The organism is Paenibacillus thalictri, assembly GCF_004307995.1.
In the GTDB taxonomy this organism is placed as follows: Bacteria; Bacillota; Bacilli; order Paenibacillales; family NBRC-103111; genus Paenibacillus_AF; species Paenibacillus_AF thalictri.
The window spans coordinates 172,803-189,826 of record NZ_SIRE01000015.1; the positions used below are offsets into that span (position 1 = coordinate 172,803).

At 50.6% G+C, this 17,024-nt stretch carries 10 protein-coding genes; all 10 read right to left on the reverse strand.

Translation table 11 applies throughout. The features are described 5' to 3' along the window. Positions 1–159: 159 nt before the first annotated feature. Positions 160–2,472 (reverse strand): AraC family transcriptional regulator, encoded by a 2,313-nt coding sequence (locus EYB31_RS21380; protein ID WP_165452530.1) that lies wholly within the window; start codon positions 2,470–2,472, stop codon positions 160–162. A 280-nt stretch (positions 2,473–2,752) separates the two neighbouring features. After that, complete coding sequence (gene cydD / locus EYB31_RS21385) at positions 2,753–6,538, reverse strand: thiol reductant ABC exporter subunit CydD (protein WP_131015439.1); 3,786 nt, start codon at positions 6,536–6,538, stop codon at positions 2,753–2,755. Positions 6,539–6,550: 12 nt separating this feature from the next. Next, positions 6,551–7,561, reverse strand: a complete 1,011-nt coding sequence (gene cydB / locus EYB31_RS21390; protein WP_131015440.1) for a cytochrome d ubiquinol oxidase subunit II — start codon at positions 7,559–7,561, stop codon at positions 6,551–6,553. A 102-nt stretch (positions 7,562–7,663) separates the two neighbouring features. Continuing rightward, positions 7,664–9,061, reverse strand: coding sequence for a cytochrome ubiquinol oxidase subunit I (locus tag EYB31_RS21395; protein ID WP_131015441.1), 1,398 nt, complete (start codon positions 9,059–9,061; stop codon positions 7,664–7,666). Between the two features lie 142 nt (positions 9,062–9,203). Continuing rightward, positions 9,204–10,649, reverse strand: a complete 1,446-nt coding sequence (gene cls / locus EYB31_RS21400; RefSeq protein WP_131015442.1) for a cardiolipin synthase — start codon at positions 10,647–10,649, stop codon at positions 9,204–9,206. A gap of 283 nt (positions 10,650–10,932) precedes the next feature. Beyond that, complete coding sequence (locus EYB31_RS21405; RefSeq protein WP_131015443.1) at positions 10,933–11,322, reverse strand: retropepsin-like aspartic protease; 390 nt, start codon at positions 11,320–11,322, stop codon at positions 10,933–10,935. Next, the gene (locus EYB31_RS21410) at positions 11,313–11,570 is read right to left on the reverse strand and encodes a hypothetical protein (protein WP_131015444.1); all 258 of its coding nucleotides are present in this window, start codon (positions 11,568–11,570) and stop codon (positions 11,313–11,315) included. Before EYB31_RS21410 ends, EYB31_RS21405 begins: the two co-directional genes overlap by 10 nt. Before the next feature lie 199 nt (positions 11,571–11,769). After that, the gene (locus EYB31_RS21415) at positions 11,770–14,559 is read right to left on the reverse strand and encodes an AAA domain-containing protein (RefSeq protein ID WP_131015445.1); all 2,790 of its coding nucleotides are present in this window, start codon (positions 14,557–14,559) and stop codon (positions 11,770–11,772) included. 260 nt (positions 14,560–14,819) lie between these two features. Then, complete coding sequence (locus EYB31_RS21420; protein WP_131015446.1) at positions 14,820–15,803, reverse strand: Gfo/Idh/MocA family protein; 984 nt, start codon at positions 15,801–15,803, stop codon at positions 14,820–14,822. Next, complete coding sequence (locus tag EYB31_RS21425; protein WP_240762691.1) at positions 15,800–16,816, reverse strand: zinc-dependent alcohol dehydrogenase family protein; 1,017 nt, start codon at positions 16,814–16,816, stop codon at positions 15,800–15,802. The genes EYB31_RS21420 and EYB31_RS21425 overlap by 4 nt, the downstream gene beginning before the upstream one ends. Between the last annotated feature and the right edge of the window lie 208 nt (positions 16,817–17,024).

Here is a 17,024-nt window from a genome sequence, read left to right on the forward strand (position 1 = left end):
ACAAATTATTGCTATGCGATTTAAAAATTTCCGGCGATCGTCTTTTTTTGAAATCAGCAAAAAAAGCCCTTCCCGTATCGGAAAGAACCCGTTGATGGCTATGGATTTGTTCATGCGACAGCTATCAGCTCTTAGGCAGGAGCCGGAGCCTGCCGCACGTTAAGTATGCTTCTCCCGGTACTGCCGGGGCGTGATGCCTTCGTTCTTTTTAAACATGCGGATCAAATACGACGGCTGGTAATGCAGCTGATCGGCGATTTCGTTGATTTTCATATCGGTGGTCACAAGCAGCTCCTTGCATTTCTCGATCCGCAGACGAACGACGGCATCGATAAAATTAATCCCGTTAAACTGCTTAAACGCCTTGCTCAGCTTGGAAGGGCTGATCTGCAGCTGATCGGCGTACATTTCCAAGGAAACGTCAAGCAGGATGTCTTTCTCCATCTTCACAAGCAGCTCGTCGATCATTTCTTTTAAATTGGCGTCGTACGCGATCGATAAGGTTTTGACAAAAGGACGAATCAGATTGTATTGGAACCAATCGACGATCTGCTCCGGTTCGGTCAGCTGCATCAGCTGCTCGTACAGATGAACGCCGCCGTACATATCCAGCAGGTTGACATCCTGCTTGATCATCGCGTCATGAATCGCCCCCAGCAACTTCATCATCCCTTGATGGACCATCAGCTCCGCATTGTAGCTGCTTTGCAGCTCCAGCATGAACTGCCTGATCAGCCGCACCGCCTCGTCCTCCAACCCCATGCTGACGGCGTGTACGATCTCCCGTTCCCGCTCGGAGGGATAATGGTGCTGTCCGGTGTTTTTCAGTGTCAGCTGGTTCATGTCGAGCATCTGATTGGATGTGTGAAGATCGCGGAAACGCAGCGCTTTGCGTGTCTGCTCCATAATTATCGGCATCTGCTCGATCGAATCGGATATTTTGCTGGTAACAATCGTAACTTTCAGCCGCAGCACATTGTTGACCGCAGCGATGTAGTCATGAGCGAGCTTGTTGAGCGTCGATTCCAGCTCACTATGGGAGCCGGTCTCATCCAATACGAGAAACACACCCAACGATAAGTCCTGAAAGTTAATCACGTGAAACATGTTGAATTTCTCGCTGCACAGCTCCGTCACGATGTTGGAGGCGGCAAAAGTGATTAATTGGGCGTCATGCTCGGAAAATTTGCCTTCCAGTTTGGAAATCCCGTGGAGCTGCGCAACCATCATGGCAAACTTCTTGTGCTCGGCGTCCCAATCCAGCTGCCTTAACTTCTGTATCAGCTCCGATTCGGTGTGACTGTACAGATTGCCCTGCAAAAACTGCAGCAAGAAGCTTTCCCGCAGCACAGGGATCGACTGCTTGATCTGGCTGGACAGATCCTCCTGCACCTGAAGCTGCAGCTTCCATTGATGTTCGATATACGTGATCTCGTCCTTTTCGGTGGACTTGTGGGCCCATGTGTTCTCGAACAAGCTCTTTAGCCGGTAGACGGGGTCATAGATCTTATTGGAAGCGAACCAGGACAGCAGCAGCCCAAGCGTAAGGCCCAGCATGCTGATCCAGACAATCAGTTTCGACAAAGAGGTCACGGGGGCTACGATTTGGGAGATCGGCGTGGCCGACACAAACGTCCACTTGCCGCCTAATTTGTTGATTCTTCCATAAGTCACGTTGTAATTCTTGTCGTGCCAATCGAACTTAAACATATTTTCATTGGCTTCATCCACGAGGATGCGGCTTTTCAGCGCGTCTTCCAGTCTTTGTCCTTGACCTTCATCACGACGCGGCAGCGTTGTTAAATAATCGCCGTTCTCATTAAACAGGAAAGAAACCCCTTCGCCCGAAACAAGCTTCTGAACCATGCTGTCTAATTTATTTTGATCCAGATAAATGATGGCGATCCCGTAAGTTCCGTAGACCTGCCCTCCCGGCAGCTTAATGACAATCGCTTTATTGGCCGAGTCCGGCATATTGATTTTTCTCAGCGAATAATTCCAGTAGATGGTCCGTTCTTTATCCAGCAGTGAATTCAGCAGGTTGCGGTCTTCCTCCGTCCGGACGGACTGGAATCCATCATCCCCGATAATCTTATTGGCATGAGGCAAGTATAAGCACACGCTGCTAATCAGAGAATTCGAGCCGGTAATTAACGATAACGATTTCATAATTTCGTTGGTCGTTTGGAATTCCTGCACGAAATCAAGGTGGGTCAACGTCTCGTCCATATTCCGGTCAAAAGCAAGCCGCACAACCGAATGCTCCAAATTGGTCAAATAGTCGTTCATTTGCTGAACCGATGAATTCAGCTGGTTCTGATGCGCCTTGTTAACTTCGGTTTCGATCCGGTCGGTTCCGACATAATAAATAATAACTCCTATAAAAGCAATAGGAATACAGGTAATCAGCAATACGAGTCCGAGGTTCTTCCAATATATTGTCCCTTTGTTTCGAGCTTTGTGTTTGCCCATATGCCTCATCACACCTATCGCTTCATAAGTTTAGCGCTTACATTCATCGTTTCCTTCACGCATTCATCGGTACCTAAGTTCATTATAATGGGTCGAGTTCAAAATGTAACCACTTACCGCGCCGATATTGTTACCCAAACTTAAAGCTTTTCCTGAGCGTCCTCACCGAGACCAGCAGCTTCTTGATGTATTTGAACAAGAAAAAAGCACCTACTTGCAGGAGGAAATCTCCTGCGTAAGTGCGTCATTGCGCGGTTCCTAATTGTGGAAGCCTCTCCATTTAAGCTATACGAAACGATACCTGTTTCTCGTCAAATTGGCGGCTGTCCGATTGCTGGTAGTCCCAAAGCTTGCGGTACATTTTGCCGAGCGACATCAGCTCGTCATGCGTGCCTCTTTCATGAACAATACCGTTATGAAGCAAAATAATCTCATCCATTTTCTCCAAACCGGACAACTTGTGTGTAATCCACAGCACCGCTTTATCCGCAAGCAGCGGCTCCAGATGCACGTTAAACGCCTGCTCGGTGAGCGGATCCAGTCCGGTCGACGGTTCATCAAACAATATGGCGGGCGCTTGACGTACAAGCGCTCTCGCCAGCGCAAGCCGCTGGCATTCGCCGCCCGACAGCTTGGCGCCCCATTCGCCGATGATCGTATGATAACCGTCGGGAAGCTGCATAATGGTGTCTTCGATCCTCGCAATCCGGCAGGCCTCCCGCAGCTCCTCCATCGTCGCATCGGAACGGCCAAGCCGCAAGTTATCCGCCACGGTCGCATTAAACAATTGCACGCGCTGCGAGACGACAGCAAATTGCTCGCGAACCGCCTCCTCATCCAATGTATGCAGATCGGCCCCATTGATGGAAACGGAACCGGCTTCATACGGGCGCAGCCTCAATAGCGCCTGCAGCAGCGTGCTTTTGCCTGCGCCGCTCTCTCCCACAACGGCAACGCGTTTGCCTTGCTCGAGCGTCAAGGAGAGATCGCGCAGCACGCAAGACCCTTTCGGCCTGTAGCGGAACGATAAGCCGCTCACCTTCAATTGCCAAGGCGCAGGGGATGCAGTTGTGCGCCTATCCGGCGCTTGCGGCGCAGGTGCTTGTAGCACTTCCGACGCTTGAGTCACGGGAGGTGCTTCTGGCGCAGGTACTTCCGACACTTGCCTCACATGCGGCTTTTGTCCGGCCTGCGGCGCAGGAGCCGCATCCGCGTCTTCGTCCGCAAGCCGAAACAACCGGCTTCCGGCATATAACGTTTGGCCGAGCTGCTGGAAGGACAAAGGCAGCGGCAGCACAGGCTCAAAGCTGGCCAAGGCCACAAGCACAAGCGCCGGGATCAACACGCCATCGATGCTTCCCGCTGCGGCGTACGCAATGGCCATCGCCAGCACAAGCCACATCGTCAGCTGGGACATTCCGGCCATCACCCCCGCCGTACAGGCGGCAATCCGATTCTGCGTCTGCTGATACGCGTCCAAGCGGCCCTGAGCATCCGCCATAAGCGCTTCTTTCCGGCCGAGCTGGCCGTAAACGGCTAATACCGGCAATCCTGCTATAAGATCGGACGTTTCGGCATACATATCCGAACGCGACCGGACAATCGCTTTTCCGCTTGCCTGCCCGAGCCGATGACTGAGCCACGGGACGACAAACCCGGTCAGCAGCATCATGCCGGCGAGCAGCAGGCCAAGCCCAAGCTGTGCATGCGCCAAAAAGGCGAAGCCCAGCAGCAGCGTAAACAAGGCGACAAGCGGCGGCGCAATAACGCGCAGATACAAGTTTTGCAGCTGCTCCGCGTCGCTGATCACTGTCCCCAGCACATCTCCGCTGCGTCTGCTTTCAAACAGCCGGACGCCTCTTGGCTCCAGCCGCTCATAAAGCCACACGCGCACACTTTTGACAATTCGGAACGTAACGTCATGCGAAACGAGCCTCTCCACATAACGGGATACTCCGCGAGTGATGCCAAAAAAGCGTACACCGACAATTGGCACGTACAGCAGCAGCACCGTCTCCGGGCGCAGCGCCGCCTTGGCGATCAAATATCCCGACGTCCCCATTAGACCGATGTTCATCGCCACAGTGAAAATCCCCAGCAATATGCCCAGCAGCGCTCTCCACTTGTAAGGACGGACAAACTGCAGCAGGCGCACGAACGTCCGCCAGCCAGCGCCAGCCGGGTTGTCATTAGAAGCTTCTCCTTCGGCCGCATCCCCGCCGGCCGCAGTGGTATCCGGGTCGGCTGCAAGCGAATGTGCGACAGACGAGCCGAGAGACGCTTCGAATGCGGCTTCAGGCAACAAGCTCTCCTTCTTCAGCCCCCCGTCTACCAACGGCAAATCGCGATGAGCCGCTTGAAGCATCCGGGCGTAAAGCCCGCCGGCTGCAAGCAGTTTTCCGGGTGCTCCGTGCTCAACGAGCTTGCCTTCGGCAATAACCACCACCCGATCGGCTGAGCGAACCGTATCCAGCCTATGCGACACGGTGATCGACGTACGGCTTTGCAGCAGCGGCTCCAACGCAGCGGCGACGATCGCCTCGCTGGCAAGATCGAGCCCGTTTGTCGGCTCATCCAGCAGCAGCACCGGACAATCCCGAAGCAAAGCCCGCGCCATGGCGACCCGCTGCGCCTGCCCGCCCGACAGCTTCACCGCTTCCCCCAGCTTGGCATTATAGCCGCAGGGCAGTGATTGGATAAAATCGTGGGCCTGAGCAGCCTGACAAGCGGCAATAAGCTCCGCATCCGTTGCCTCCGGCCGGCCCAGCCGAACATTGTCGGCGACCGTCCCGTGAAACAGATGCACCCGCTGCTCCAGTACCGACAGCTGTTCCCGCCACCAGGCGATAGAGATTTGCGACAGCTCGACGCCGTCGATATAAATACGTCCTTCCGTCGGCTTGACGAAACCTTGGAGCAAATCAAGCAGCGTGCTTTTGCCCGCCCCGGTTGGTCCTATGACCGCCACACGCTCACCCGGCTCAATCGTCAGCGACAAGCCGGACAACGCCGCACGATCGGCCCCGGGATAACGGACGCTGACATTGTCAAACGTGATCCGGTATCCTTCACGCTTCGTCGGAAGCCGCAGGCCGTTTTCGTTTTCCGTCCAGCCCGCCGGCTGGGTCTGCAAAATCCCGAAGATACGTTCAGCTGCCGTCACTCCGTTCATGCCCGCATGAAACTGCGCGCCCAGCGTCCGGATCGGCGTATAGAAATCCGGTGCCAGCAGCAGCACCAGAAAAGCCGCTTCAAAGCCAATCTCTCCCTTGATTAGACGCAGGCCGAGAAAGACGGCCACGATGGCCGTGCTGAGCGCCGCGAACAGCTCCATCACAAGAGCGGACAAAAAGGCAAGCCGCAGCGTGCCCATCGTCGAACGCCGGTACTCTTCGCTGATTCGCGCGATAATCCCGATCTGCGCCCGGCTGCGGTTGAACATTTTGAGCGTAGGCAAACCGCGGAGCACCTCGTGGAAATGCCCGCCAAGACGGCCAAGCAGGCGGAACTGCCGATCGGTCTTATCTTTCGCCGCTTTGCCGATCAATATCATGAGCAGGACCAGCAGCGGCAGCGTCACGGCAAATACGCCGGCGGATATCCAATCGTAACCCGCAACAACTACAAAGACGGCAGCGGGGATAAATGCGGAAAGCGCCATTTGCGGCACATATTTAGCCAAATAACTTTCCAGTTGCTCTATGCCTTCGTACAACGTGCCAAGCAACTCCCCGCTCCGCTCGCCTTTTGCATATTGAGGCCCTAGCTCCGCCAGCTTGCGGACCAGTCTGCGGCGAAGATCGCTTTTGATACGCTGCGCCATTTGGGTCGACATATATTCACCGGCTCCATGAAGCGCCGATCGGGCCGCAATAATGCCCAGCAGAACAAGCAGTTCCGTCCATAATGCCGCCAAGTTTCGGCCGCCAAGAAAAGCCCCGTCCACGATGCTGGCGATATAGACGGCCTGGCCGATCAGCAGCAGCCCGCCGGCCGTGCCGGTCGCAATGCTTGCCGCCAATAGCTTGCGGGTGCCTTTGACTTGCTGCAGTAATCGTTTGATCATAAGATCAGTCCTTTAATAATCCAAATGATCCGACGCGGTCACCCGCTTGCGGAATACCCAGTACGTCCAGATCTGATAAGCCAGCACAAACGGGATCACCGACACGGCGACGATCGTCATGACCTTCAACGTGTACGTATTGGATGCCGCATTATAGATGGTCAGATTCCAATCCGGGTTCAACGACGATATCATCACGTTCGGGAACAACATCATAAATACGGTAATGGTCGACAGTACAATCGTTGCTCCGGTTGCGATAAACGCCCACCCGTCACGACCGGCTTTAATGAAGAAGTGGACCGAGAACAAAGCCATGCCGGCGAGAATCGGAGCCATCCCCGGGTTAACCCCATTGGAAGTAAACATATCCGTTTGAAAATAACTTAAAATAACGAAAAGAAACATCACAGCGCTTGTCCATGCCCCGATTTTAAGCGCGACGCCGCGGGCTCTCTCGCGCAGCTCCCCTTCCGTCTTCAGCGACAGGAACAACGCGCCGTGAAGCAGGAACAGCAGTACGATACTGGCGCCGGCCGTCAGCGAATACAGGGAGATCAGGTCCCAGAAGCCGCCGACGTAATTCATGTTTTTGTCGATCGGCACCCCTTTCATCAGGTTGGCGAGCGCAACGCCCCACAACAGCGGCGGCAGCAGACTGCCGATACAAATCACCCAATCCCAGGTATGACGCCACTTCGGGTTATCGAGCTTGCTGCGGAATTCAAAGGCAACCCCACGTCCGATTAACGCAAGCAGCATAAAAAACAGCGCTAAATAAAATCCGCTGAACAACGTAGCGTACCAATTCGGAAAAGCGGCGAACATCGCGCCGCCGGCGGTAATCAGCCACACCTCGTTGGCGTCCCAGAACGGGCCGATCGTATTGATCAGCACTCTGCGCTCCGTATCCGTTTTGCCGAGGAATCTCGCTAACATGCCTACCCCAAAGTCAAAACCTTCAAGGAAGAAGAAGCCGACGAACAACACGGCAATCAATATAAACCATACGGTCTCCAGCATGAACACCTTCGCCTCCCTTTCATATCTTTACGCCCGGACTATAACGAGCCCGTCACGCGAGTGAACTTTCATTGCCAAACGTCCATAAGGCGGTAGACCCGATTACAATACAGCCACAGGCGGCTGATCGGCGCCGTGTTTCCCTTCCCCATCGCCATGCGCCGAGTCTTCCACGCCTTTACGAACTTCACGCATAACCAGGTACACGAAGATGACGGCGAGGATCCCGTAGACCAGGGAAAAACCGATTAACGTCGTGGCAACCATGCCGCTGCTGACTAGCGGCGATACGCCGGCTTCCGTCTTCTGCAGTCCGAATACAATCCACGGCTGACGTCCCACCTCGGTCATAATCCATCCCGCCGTATTACCGATATACGGCAGCGCTATCGCAGGAATCATCCATTTCAAAAAGAAACGGTACCGTTCCAGCCGTCCCTTCGCAACCGCAAAGGTGCCGAACAAACCAAGGCCTATCATCGCCATACCGGCCGCCACCATGATCCGGAAGCTCCAAAACGAAGTGCGCACCGGGGGAATATAGTTGCCCGGGCCGTACTTTTGTTCATACTGCGCCTGCAGTTCCAATATGCCGGGTACTTTGCCGTACGGCTTGTTATAAGACAGTATGCTGAGCGCATAAGGGATTTCCACTTGAAAGCTGTTGGCCTGCTTTTTCGGATCGATTCCAGCGATCACCGTCCACGGCGCACTTTCTCCGCTCGAATGCCAAAGCGCTTCGGATGCGGCCATTTTCATCGGCTGCGATTTCATCAGATGCTGGGCTTGATCGTGCCCGGCAAAAGCCGTCAGCAAACTGGACATCAACGCAAGCACGATGCCGATCGCAAACGACGTTTTGAACAGCTCCGTCTGCTGACGGCGCAATATTTTATAGGCGCTGATGCCTGTAACAAACAATGCTCCTGTAGACAATGCACCAAAAATGACATGCGGGAACTCGACCCACAGCTGCTTATTCATCAGCAATGCGAAGAAACTCGTCATTTCCGCGCGACCGTTTACGAGCTCGAACCCGACCGGCTCCTGCATAAAGGAGTTTGCGCTCAAAATCCAGAACGCCGACACCGTGGCCGACAACGCCACAAGCCAGATGCAGGCCAGATGCAGCTTTTTGGACAAGCGTTCCCAACCGAAAAGCCAGATCCCAAGAAACGTCGATTCCAGGAAAAACGCCACCAGCGCTTCCACCGCAAGCGGGCCGCCAAATACGGCACCCACAAACCGCGAGTAATCGGCCCAGTTCATCCCGAACTGAAACTCTTGCATAATGCCGGTTACAACGCCAACGGCAAAGTTCAAAAGGAAAATTTTGCCCCAAAACTTAGTCAGTCGCTTGTAGCGATCATCTTTCTTGTACACATACATCGTCTGCATAAATGCGATCAAGTACGCCAAACCAATCGACAGCGGCACAATTAAAAAGTGGTAGATGGTCGTAATCCCGAATTGCCATCTAGCAAGATCCAAAGCTTCCACAGTATCAGCTCCTTTGTATTCCAACTCATTGTAGCACTTGGAAAAAAAGGGGATGTGATTTTTTTCACAACCAGATGCAGCAATGTTGAACATTCCGTGAATACCTTCACGTTCTTGTGATCAAGGGCACCTGCCGCCTCATTCATAGAATAGGCGACAGCAGCCGTGATACCGCTTCTTTGGCTTTGGCCAGATTTGACCGCGCTTCGTACCGCTCCAGGGTCAGCTCCGAACAGTGCTTGCTGTCTTGAAGAAACAAGTCGTACAGCTGAATCGCGACCTTCTCGTCATATACCAGGGCATTGACTTCAAAGTTTAAGCGAAAGCTGCGCGTATCGATATTCATCGTGCCCACCGACGCCACTTCTTGATCGACTACAATCGTTTTGGCATGGAGAAAACCTTTCTCGTATTCGAAGATTTTCACGCCATATGGCAGCAATTCCCCGGCATACGCCAAAGTGGCTGAATAAACAAACGGGTGGTCCGGCTTGTTCGGAATCATAATCCGTACATCCACGCCCGATAGACGCGCGATTTTGCATGCATCCATAAAACTGGAGTCGGGAATGAAATACGGCGTTTGTATGTAAATGCTTTTTTTCGCCGACATGATTAATTTCAGGTACATATTTTTCAAATGTTCCGTTTGCGAATTGGGTCCGCTTGAAATAATTTGCACGGCGCTATGTCCGGGATGCCTTTCGGATCGGAATGAAAAATGGTCCCGATTTGTTTTCTTTCCGCTGGCAGCCTTATTCCAATCCAAAATAAACCGGCCCTGAATCAGATCAACCGCGCCTCCTTCAATCCGAAAATGCGTATCCCGCCAATAACCTATTTTTGCATCCAGCCCTAAATATTCATCCCCTACATTAAACCCTCCGATATAAGCAATCTCCCCGTCAATAATGCAAAGCTTCCGGTGATTCCGGTTATTGATGCGAAAATTAATCAGCCTAAATAAGGAAGGGAAAAACGCCTCCACTTCCCCTCCATGCGCGATGAGCTCATTAAAAAACGACCGCGTCATCCGCTTCGATCCGATTTCGTCATACAGAAGCCGGACTTTTACGCCCTCCTTGGCTTTCTTGGTTAACTCGTCCCTTAACCGCCTGCCAAGTGCGTCTTTTTGAATAATATAATATTGGACATTAATTTCTTTCTCGGCATTGCGAATGTCCTCAAACAACGCGTCAAACTTCGCTTTTCCATCATTAAAAACGACAATATCGTTGTCCATGGTCACTAGTGCGTTGGACGAGCGCAGATTCATTCGCAGCAAATCCGCATATTTGGTTAACAGGCTGCCCTCCTGGAGCTGAATATGCTGCAACTGCTCATCCACTGCGGATTGCAGAAATGCGCGTTCCCCGGAAGAAAGCTCGTAAAAATTTTTTTGTTTTAATTGGCGTCCGAAAAAAACATATACCACAAATCCAAGAAGAGGGATAAAAAACAACACCATCAACCACGCCCAGGTTGATCCGATATCTCTTCGTTCAATAAACACAACGATACCGGCCAAGACGATATTGCCCAGCGTCACCATGGAAACTATGAACGTTACAACATGACCGATTTCCAACGAAGTTCCAACCCTTCCTGCACCATTTTCCAATTCCCCCACAACTTATCATCGCCGCGGGTTCCCTCCATTGTACCATAACGTGGGGCTAATCCGGCCATTTCTTGGAAAGGCGGTATGTTGGGCCGGCTATTTTGAGATAGACAAACAAAAAGACTCAGGGGCATCTAATCCCCTGGGTCTGGAAGATGGTATAGCTGGAACTAACGGTAATTACCGCCATAAAGTTTTGGATGTGCTTCCTTTAATACCCCGTCTTTAGCCCGCGCGATGTTGCGAATGTTTAGTTCGACGAATAAACTTGCATCCTGTCCGTATCAATGACAAGCTTGGCAGTTCTAATAAAATCAAACCCAAGTATTCCTTGAATATCTATGCCGTAGTCCATTGCACCGACTTCAATCTTACACGAATTTACTGACCATTCACCTAAAATAACAGAGTCAAACCATTTCGTAAAAACGATTTCAGTACCTCCAACCCCGTGTATGATTGCTGTCTTATCCGATCCTTCCGGCTTTACTCCAATTTCAAATACCGCATCCGCATCAAGAATGGTGCCAGCCGATCCCGTATCCATTAGTATATTTTCCAGACGGAGCCGACGGCCTGCAAAAATAACATCAATATCGACGATAGGCAATCCGTGCAGCAACCTCAGTTCTACCGCCATCTTTTGAAACCAATCCATTTCTCTTCAATTTTCAATTGAGGAAGCGATGTGTGAAGAAAATAAATTTCTTTTCCCGGCTGACTCCTGTGCAATTCCTTATATCGTTTCATCGCTTCCATCGAATCTTCATAACGATCAATAACGGTTACAGAATCAATGAAACGGAATCCGTTCTCAGAATAGGCCGCCGCTGCTTCAAATACTACCCATTCGTCCGGAAACTTTTCTCGGACTTCTTCCCATTGCATACTTGCTCACCTCAACGATATCGTTTCATACAAGTATACCATATGCGTGCAGTCAGCTGGAAAGTATATACTGATCTATCGCGCTAAACTTATGTCCGATATTAATCATTGTGGCTTGCATCGATGAGAGTTTATTTTGCCGAGTTGGGGTTTGGGAAATTTGCAAGTCCCTCCTGTTTTGAGCTATTGCTTAGCCGACTCAAATTAACTCCATCTTCGGTAACATATGTTGATCAAGTAATCCTTTGAGTCTGGACTCTTCCCCACTCCCCGTCGTCGGAAAACGATGCAAGGCCACACCATATTTCTCGAAAATCTCCTCTTTTTTCTTGTCGCGTTCCAATTGCTTCGGATTATTCTCATGGAAGGCAAACCCGTCCACTTCGATGGCAAGAGCGGGCGAATTATCGAACTTATGATAGATCACAAAATCAACGGATGCTCGATGCCGCACGAATCGTTGTTCCTCTTCTCCCAGTATGTCCAGATTAGGGAATAAATTCATGAGCAGCACTTGATTGACCAGCCGGAAATCCTTATAGCGGTCTTCTTTTAAAATTGTATCTAACAAAGCATGCATAATATTCTCGCTCTTATGCCGCGAGCTTTGATATTGCCCGACTTTTTCGCGAAAATCCCTAAGTTTGTTCGAGTATTCGCGGTACAACAAGTCGAAAATTGAGATTATCTCGCTTTCCAGAACATTAGGGTCCAATGTGCTATATTCCATATATCGCATCAAATCGCTGATTTCATTCCCGTACTTTCTGAAGGCTTTTCGATCAGTCACCAGAATAAATTGGTTCTGGGCACGGGACACAGCTACATTGACCTTGCAAGGATCATTGACAAATTTCATCCCCATTTTTCCTGATCGAGTCTGGTCTAGCACTGTGGACAGAATCATTGTCGGTTTCTCGCGGCCCTGATACTTATGAATAGTGTCGCTCTCCGCCAACTCATAAAACTGCTTGGAAGCCTTATCCGCCTGGTTGCGGTAAGGTGTAGCCACGCCAATATCCGAATGACGCGCAGCGTCACTCACCATTCCTTTCAGGACCTCCCGCTCAATCACATCCAGCTCTCTCTGATTAAACTTCCCCTTTCTCCCATCTCTCATATGATTACCCTCAACCGTTCCATAAATTAACAGCGGAGCATCCGCTTCAGTCTCATGTGTAAAAACGATGAGTTCCTCTTTATAATACTTTTTATTACAATACTGTATAATTCGAGGATGGCAACGGTAATGCTCCCTTAACATCACTTTGGGGATGGAATCTCCATATAAGAACAGCAGTGAGGAAAGAATATTGTGCTGAAAATAATTGTAGGCTTCGTTAAGCCCCTCAAAAAGTTCGCTCTTCATCAACTTCTTGATTTTGGCATCTACGATTTGCGGCAATTGTTTGGTATCTCCAACAATAATCGCCCGTTTGCAACAAGATAAGGCTAAAGCTCCCGTCAACAGGTCAACTTGTGAGGATTCGTCAATGATACAATAATCAAATAAATAATTGGCCGGGATGCTATTACGCAAGGAGTGCGTCGTGCTCAACAAAATCGGGTAATGTTCCATAAAAGACTGAAAATGCTTTACGTTCATATATGATCTCACATCACATTCCAACTTCTGGCGATGATGATATTTCTCATATAATTTATGTCGAAAAAGTTTAATCGAATACATCTGGTGCTCATGCATTAATTGTTGGTAGGACTGAGCTTTCAATTTCTGCTCTATAGCATCTATTTGCGAGATCAGATTTTTCACTTTGAGAACATAGAATTGGCGTTGGTAATTTAGCATCACGTCTTGCCCTTGATCCTTCAACAGCTTAAAGCGAATAAAACCGTGCTTGAAGAACAACTTGAACTTGTACGACAGATTATCATCAGTGCCCAATTCTACTGCCAGGAAGCTATCCTTCATAAATTCCAATATTCGTCCAGGCGTCTGCCGGTAAAAGGACAATTTGTTTAACTGTTGCACATCCTTTTGGGCATAAAAATGTTCAAAATGCTCCTGCTCCAACAGATACTCCGCTAGCTTCTGTTTGAGTACTGCCATTTCTCGCTCGCACTCCATCAAGCGGCGAATGCTGCTGTCCAAGCTCGTTATTTTCTTCCTTATCTCCGCCACTGGCTCGTCACTTCGCCAATCGGACACATTCCATTCCGGAAGATGACGGAAGAAGCGTTCTTTATTCTCCTGGTTCCCTAAGTTTGCGGCAAAAAAGTGATATCCTTCCCGCTCCAGCTTCTCCCGGACATTGGCTACCGCCGCGTTATTCCCTGAAACTACCGCTACAGTCTTGTCCCGCATGACAGTTAAATTGGCCAGTATATTCAAGATCGTCTGAGTTTTGCCTGTACCAGGTGGTCCTTCAATGATACTGATGGTACTTTGCAAAGCTTGATGAAGTGCGCTCTTCTGGCTGAGATTGTATCGAAACGGAAATAGGCAGCTAGAATCCACAGAGCTGGCGCTGTGAATGGGAGCAGCATTAAGGTAGTGGCTCAATGCGCTTTCAGGATGAACAAAAGTAAGCTTCGAAAACTCTCTCGCCAAAAAGGCTTGCCGCTCCACTTGCTCGTCTTCATTCTTTACATGCTTCGAAATATCTCGCCAATACTCCATAATTGGTTTTGCTTTTGTGTATTGGATACCACAACTCTTAATTTGGATGCGTTCGCTTGCATAGGACCTGCTAAGTCCGTTGGTAAAATGCACCCGCGCCATAGGACCGAAATTTCTTACCCGCAACACTTTAGAAAAAGGATATCCATCGTTATAAACAGCCATACCATCCGTTATCTCCGTTACTTTAGGATGTTCCAAAATGACTACATCAACAGAGTTGTAGTTATAACCTTCCATGGAGTTAACGAAAAAAATGCGAACCTGAGATTTCATATATTGATACGAAGCAACCGCCTCTGTCCTATCTTTACCGCGGATCATGATTAAATATTGTTCTATATCCATGACTACCCTCATATATTAGCATAATGTGTAATAATAAAGGATTCTATGGAGTTTAAAGAAATTCCTTCCAAGTCGACTCTCTGAATATGAATTATGAAAAAGGAATTCCAACTATAGGGAACACAACAAGCACCACTAGTTTAAAAAAAGCGACGAAGCAGTAGCGCGTTTATTGAACACACCCACTGTATCGTCGCTTTTAAGATTGCTATTCTATCCGATCTCCACAAAAAAATTATAAAAACCCTTCACCTTTACGCTCAAACTTTCACCCGGCAGCCCTGCTCAAACGACCGGATCGCCGCGTCTGCGAGCAATAGTGCACGATAACCTGCCTCTGCATGGATCGGCGGCTGCTTGCCGGCTCGCAATGCTTCAAACAATGCGTCGGCATGCTTGTCGAACGTGCGATGAAAGCCGCGGTCCACGTCGTTGAAATAACCCGCTTCCCACGTCTCGCCGAGCTCATTATCCAGCGGATGATACGTATACCGCTTCACCGTATCGTGAATGACCGCTCGGCCTTTCGTGCCGTCAAGCTCCACTCTATGCGTATCCGGATAAGAGTAGGACGAGTCGTATGTACCGAGCAAGCTGCCGACCGCACCGTTAGCGAATCGCAGCGTCAGGGACATGGTGCGGAAGCCGCCGCCCGTCTTATCGGTCATCTCGGCCATAACCGATTCGATAGGACCGCATAAATGCTCCAGCATATCGAAGCCGTGACATTGCGTCTCAATGAGGTTCGCATGAGGATGATCGCTTGATCCTTTGCCTCCAAATCGCCACGATGCCATAGTCAGCTCCCCAAGTTTACCTGACTGGACCGCTTGATGCGCCATTTGAACCGGCTTGGCGTACCGATGGTTGAAATTAATCGCAAAAAACAATCCCCGTTTGGATGCTTCATTCAGCAGGATGTCCGCTTCCTTCAAATCGAACACCAGCGGCTTCTCAACAAGCAGCGGAAACCCGGCCTCAATAACCTGCAGCGTCGCCTCAAAGTGCGATTGGTTCGGCAAGCACAAGCTGACCAGATCCGGCTGCTCCCGATCAAGCATCTGCCGGATGTCCGTATAAAACTTCGTACCGTATTCATCCGCCCGCTTCTTCGTTTTCGCCGGATTACGGCCCACAATGGCGCAGAAGTCCACATCCGCCCGGTCTTGAAAAATTCTCGCATGCTGCCTGCCCCAACCGCCGGCTCCGATTAACGCGACTTTCATCCGCTTCCGATCGCTCATTGCTCGATCACAACCTTACCCGTATCTCCCCGGAAAAATAGCTCATACGCCTCCTGCAGCCGTTCAATCCCAAAACGATGTGTAATGATGTGACTGAGGTAAGGCAGATGGCTCAAGATCAGCTCTTGGTTGACCGCCAGTTCGTTGTATTGGAAGTACTCGCTTCCGAGCACCGCCCGCTCGGCCGCAATCAGATCCGGGGATACCTTCAGATGCAGCTCTTCCCCATGCCCTACGCACACAAGCACTCCACGTTTTGTTAACGCGGCCAGCGCAGCTTGCCGGCCTGCCGTCTTCCCGGTCGTATCAACGGCCACGTCAACGCCTTGCATTCCGTCCGCCTTCATCTTTTCATCCAAAGTTTCCTTGCCCAGATAAACCGGGATAGCCCCCATCTTCTCCGCCAGCCGAAGCCGGTACTCCACAAAATCCGTGATGTAAACCGGCACTTCCGTCCCCAACATCAGCTTCGCCATCGCTAAGACCGCAAGCCCGATCGGACCCGCTCCGGCAACTACGACGGATTGAATGTCGGAGTGTACCAACTGAGCGCGTTTGATCGCGTGTCCGCCGGTTCCCATGATATCCAAAAGAAGCGTCGCTTCTGTCAGCGGTATCGATGGATCTGTCGCGAAGAACACGCTTTCATCCACGACCATGTATGGCCCGTAGCCGCCGTCATGCGAGAAACCGTAATCGGCTTTTTTGCTCAGGCATTGATTCGTGTAACCCAGCTTGCAGCTTCGGCATACTCCGCAATACCCCATTAAATAGACGACACCTGGAGTTCCAACTGCCGTATGTGTATTGGGCCCCACTGCAGCTACCACACCGGATGCTTCATGGCCGGGAGTCGCCTTGGCCCCCTCATAAAATTGCTTGCGGTCCGAGCCGCACAGCGCATTCGCCTTCACCTGCAGCAGCAGTTGGCCTTCTCCCGGTACCGGAACCTGCTTCTCGCCATATTCAATTTTCCCGCCGCCTACAAAAAAAGGCACTGTCATTGTTTTCATCGCCATTGTCACCTTTTCCATCTCCTTTTTTCACACCACTGACGCGGTGCTTCGCTGCGCTGCATAACGACGATCTGTCGACCGCAGGCTGCTTTTTCCCGGTTGAACCCAGCAATAATAAACTTGTCATAAACTTCTTATTGCAAATAACTCAAATGAAACTCCGGCAAATCCGCATTCCCAAGCATATCTTCCGCTTCTCGTTGAT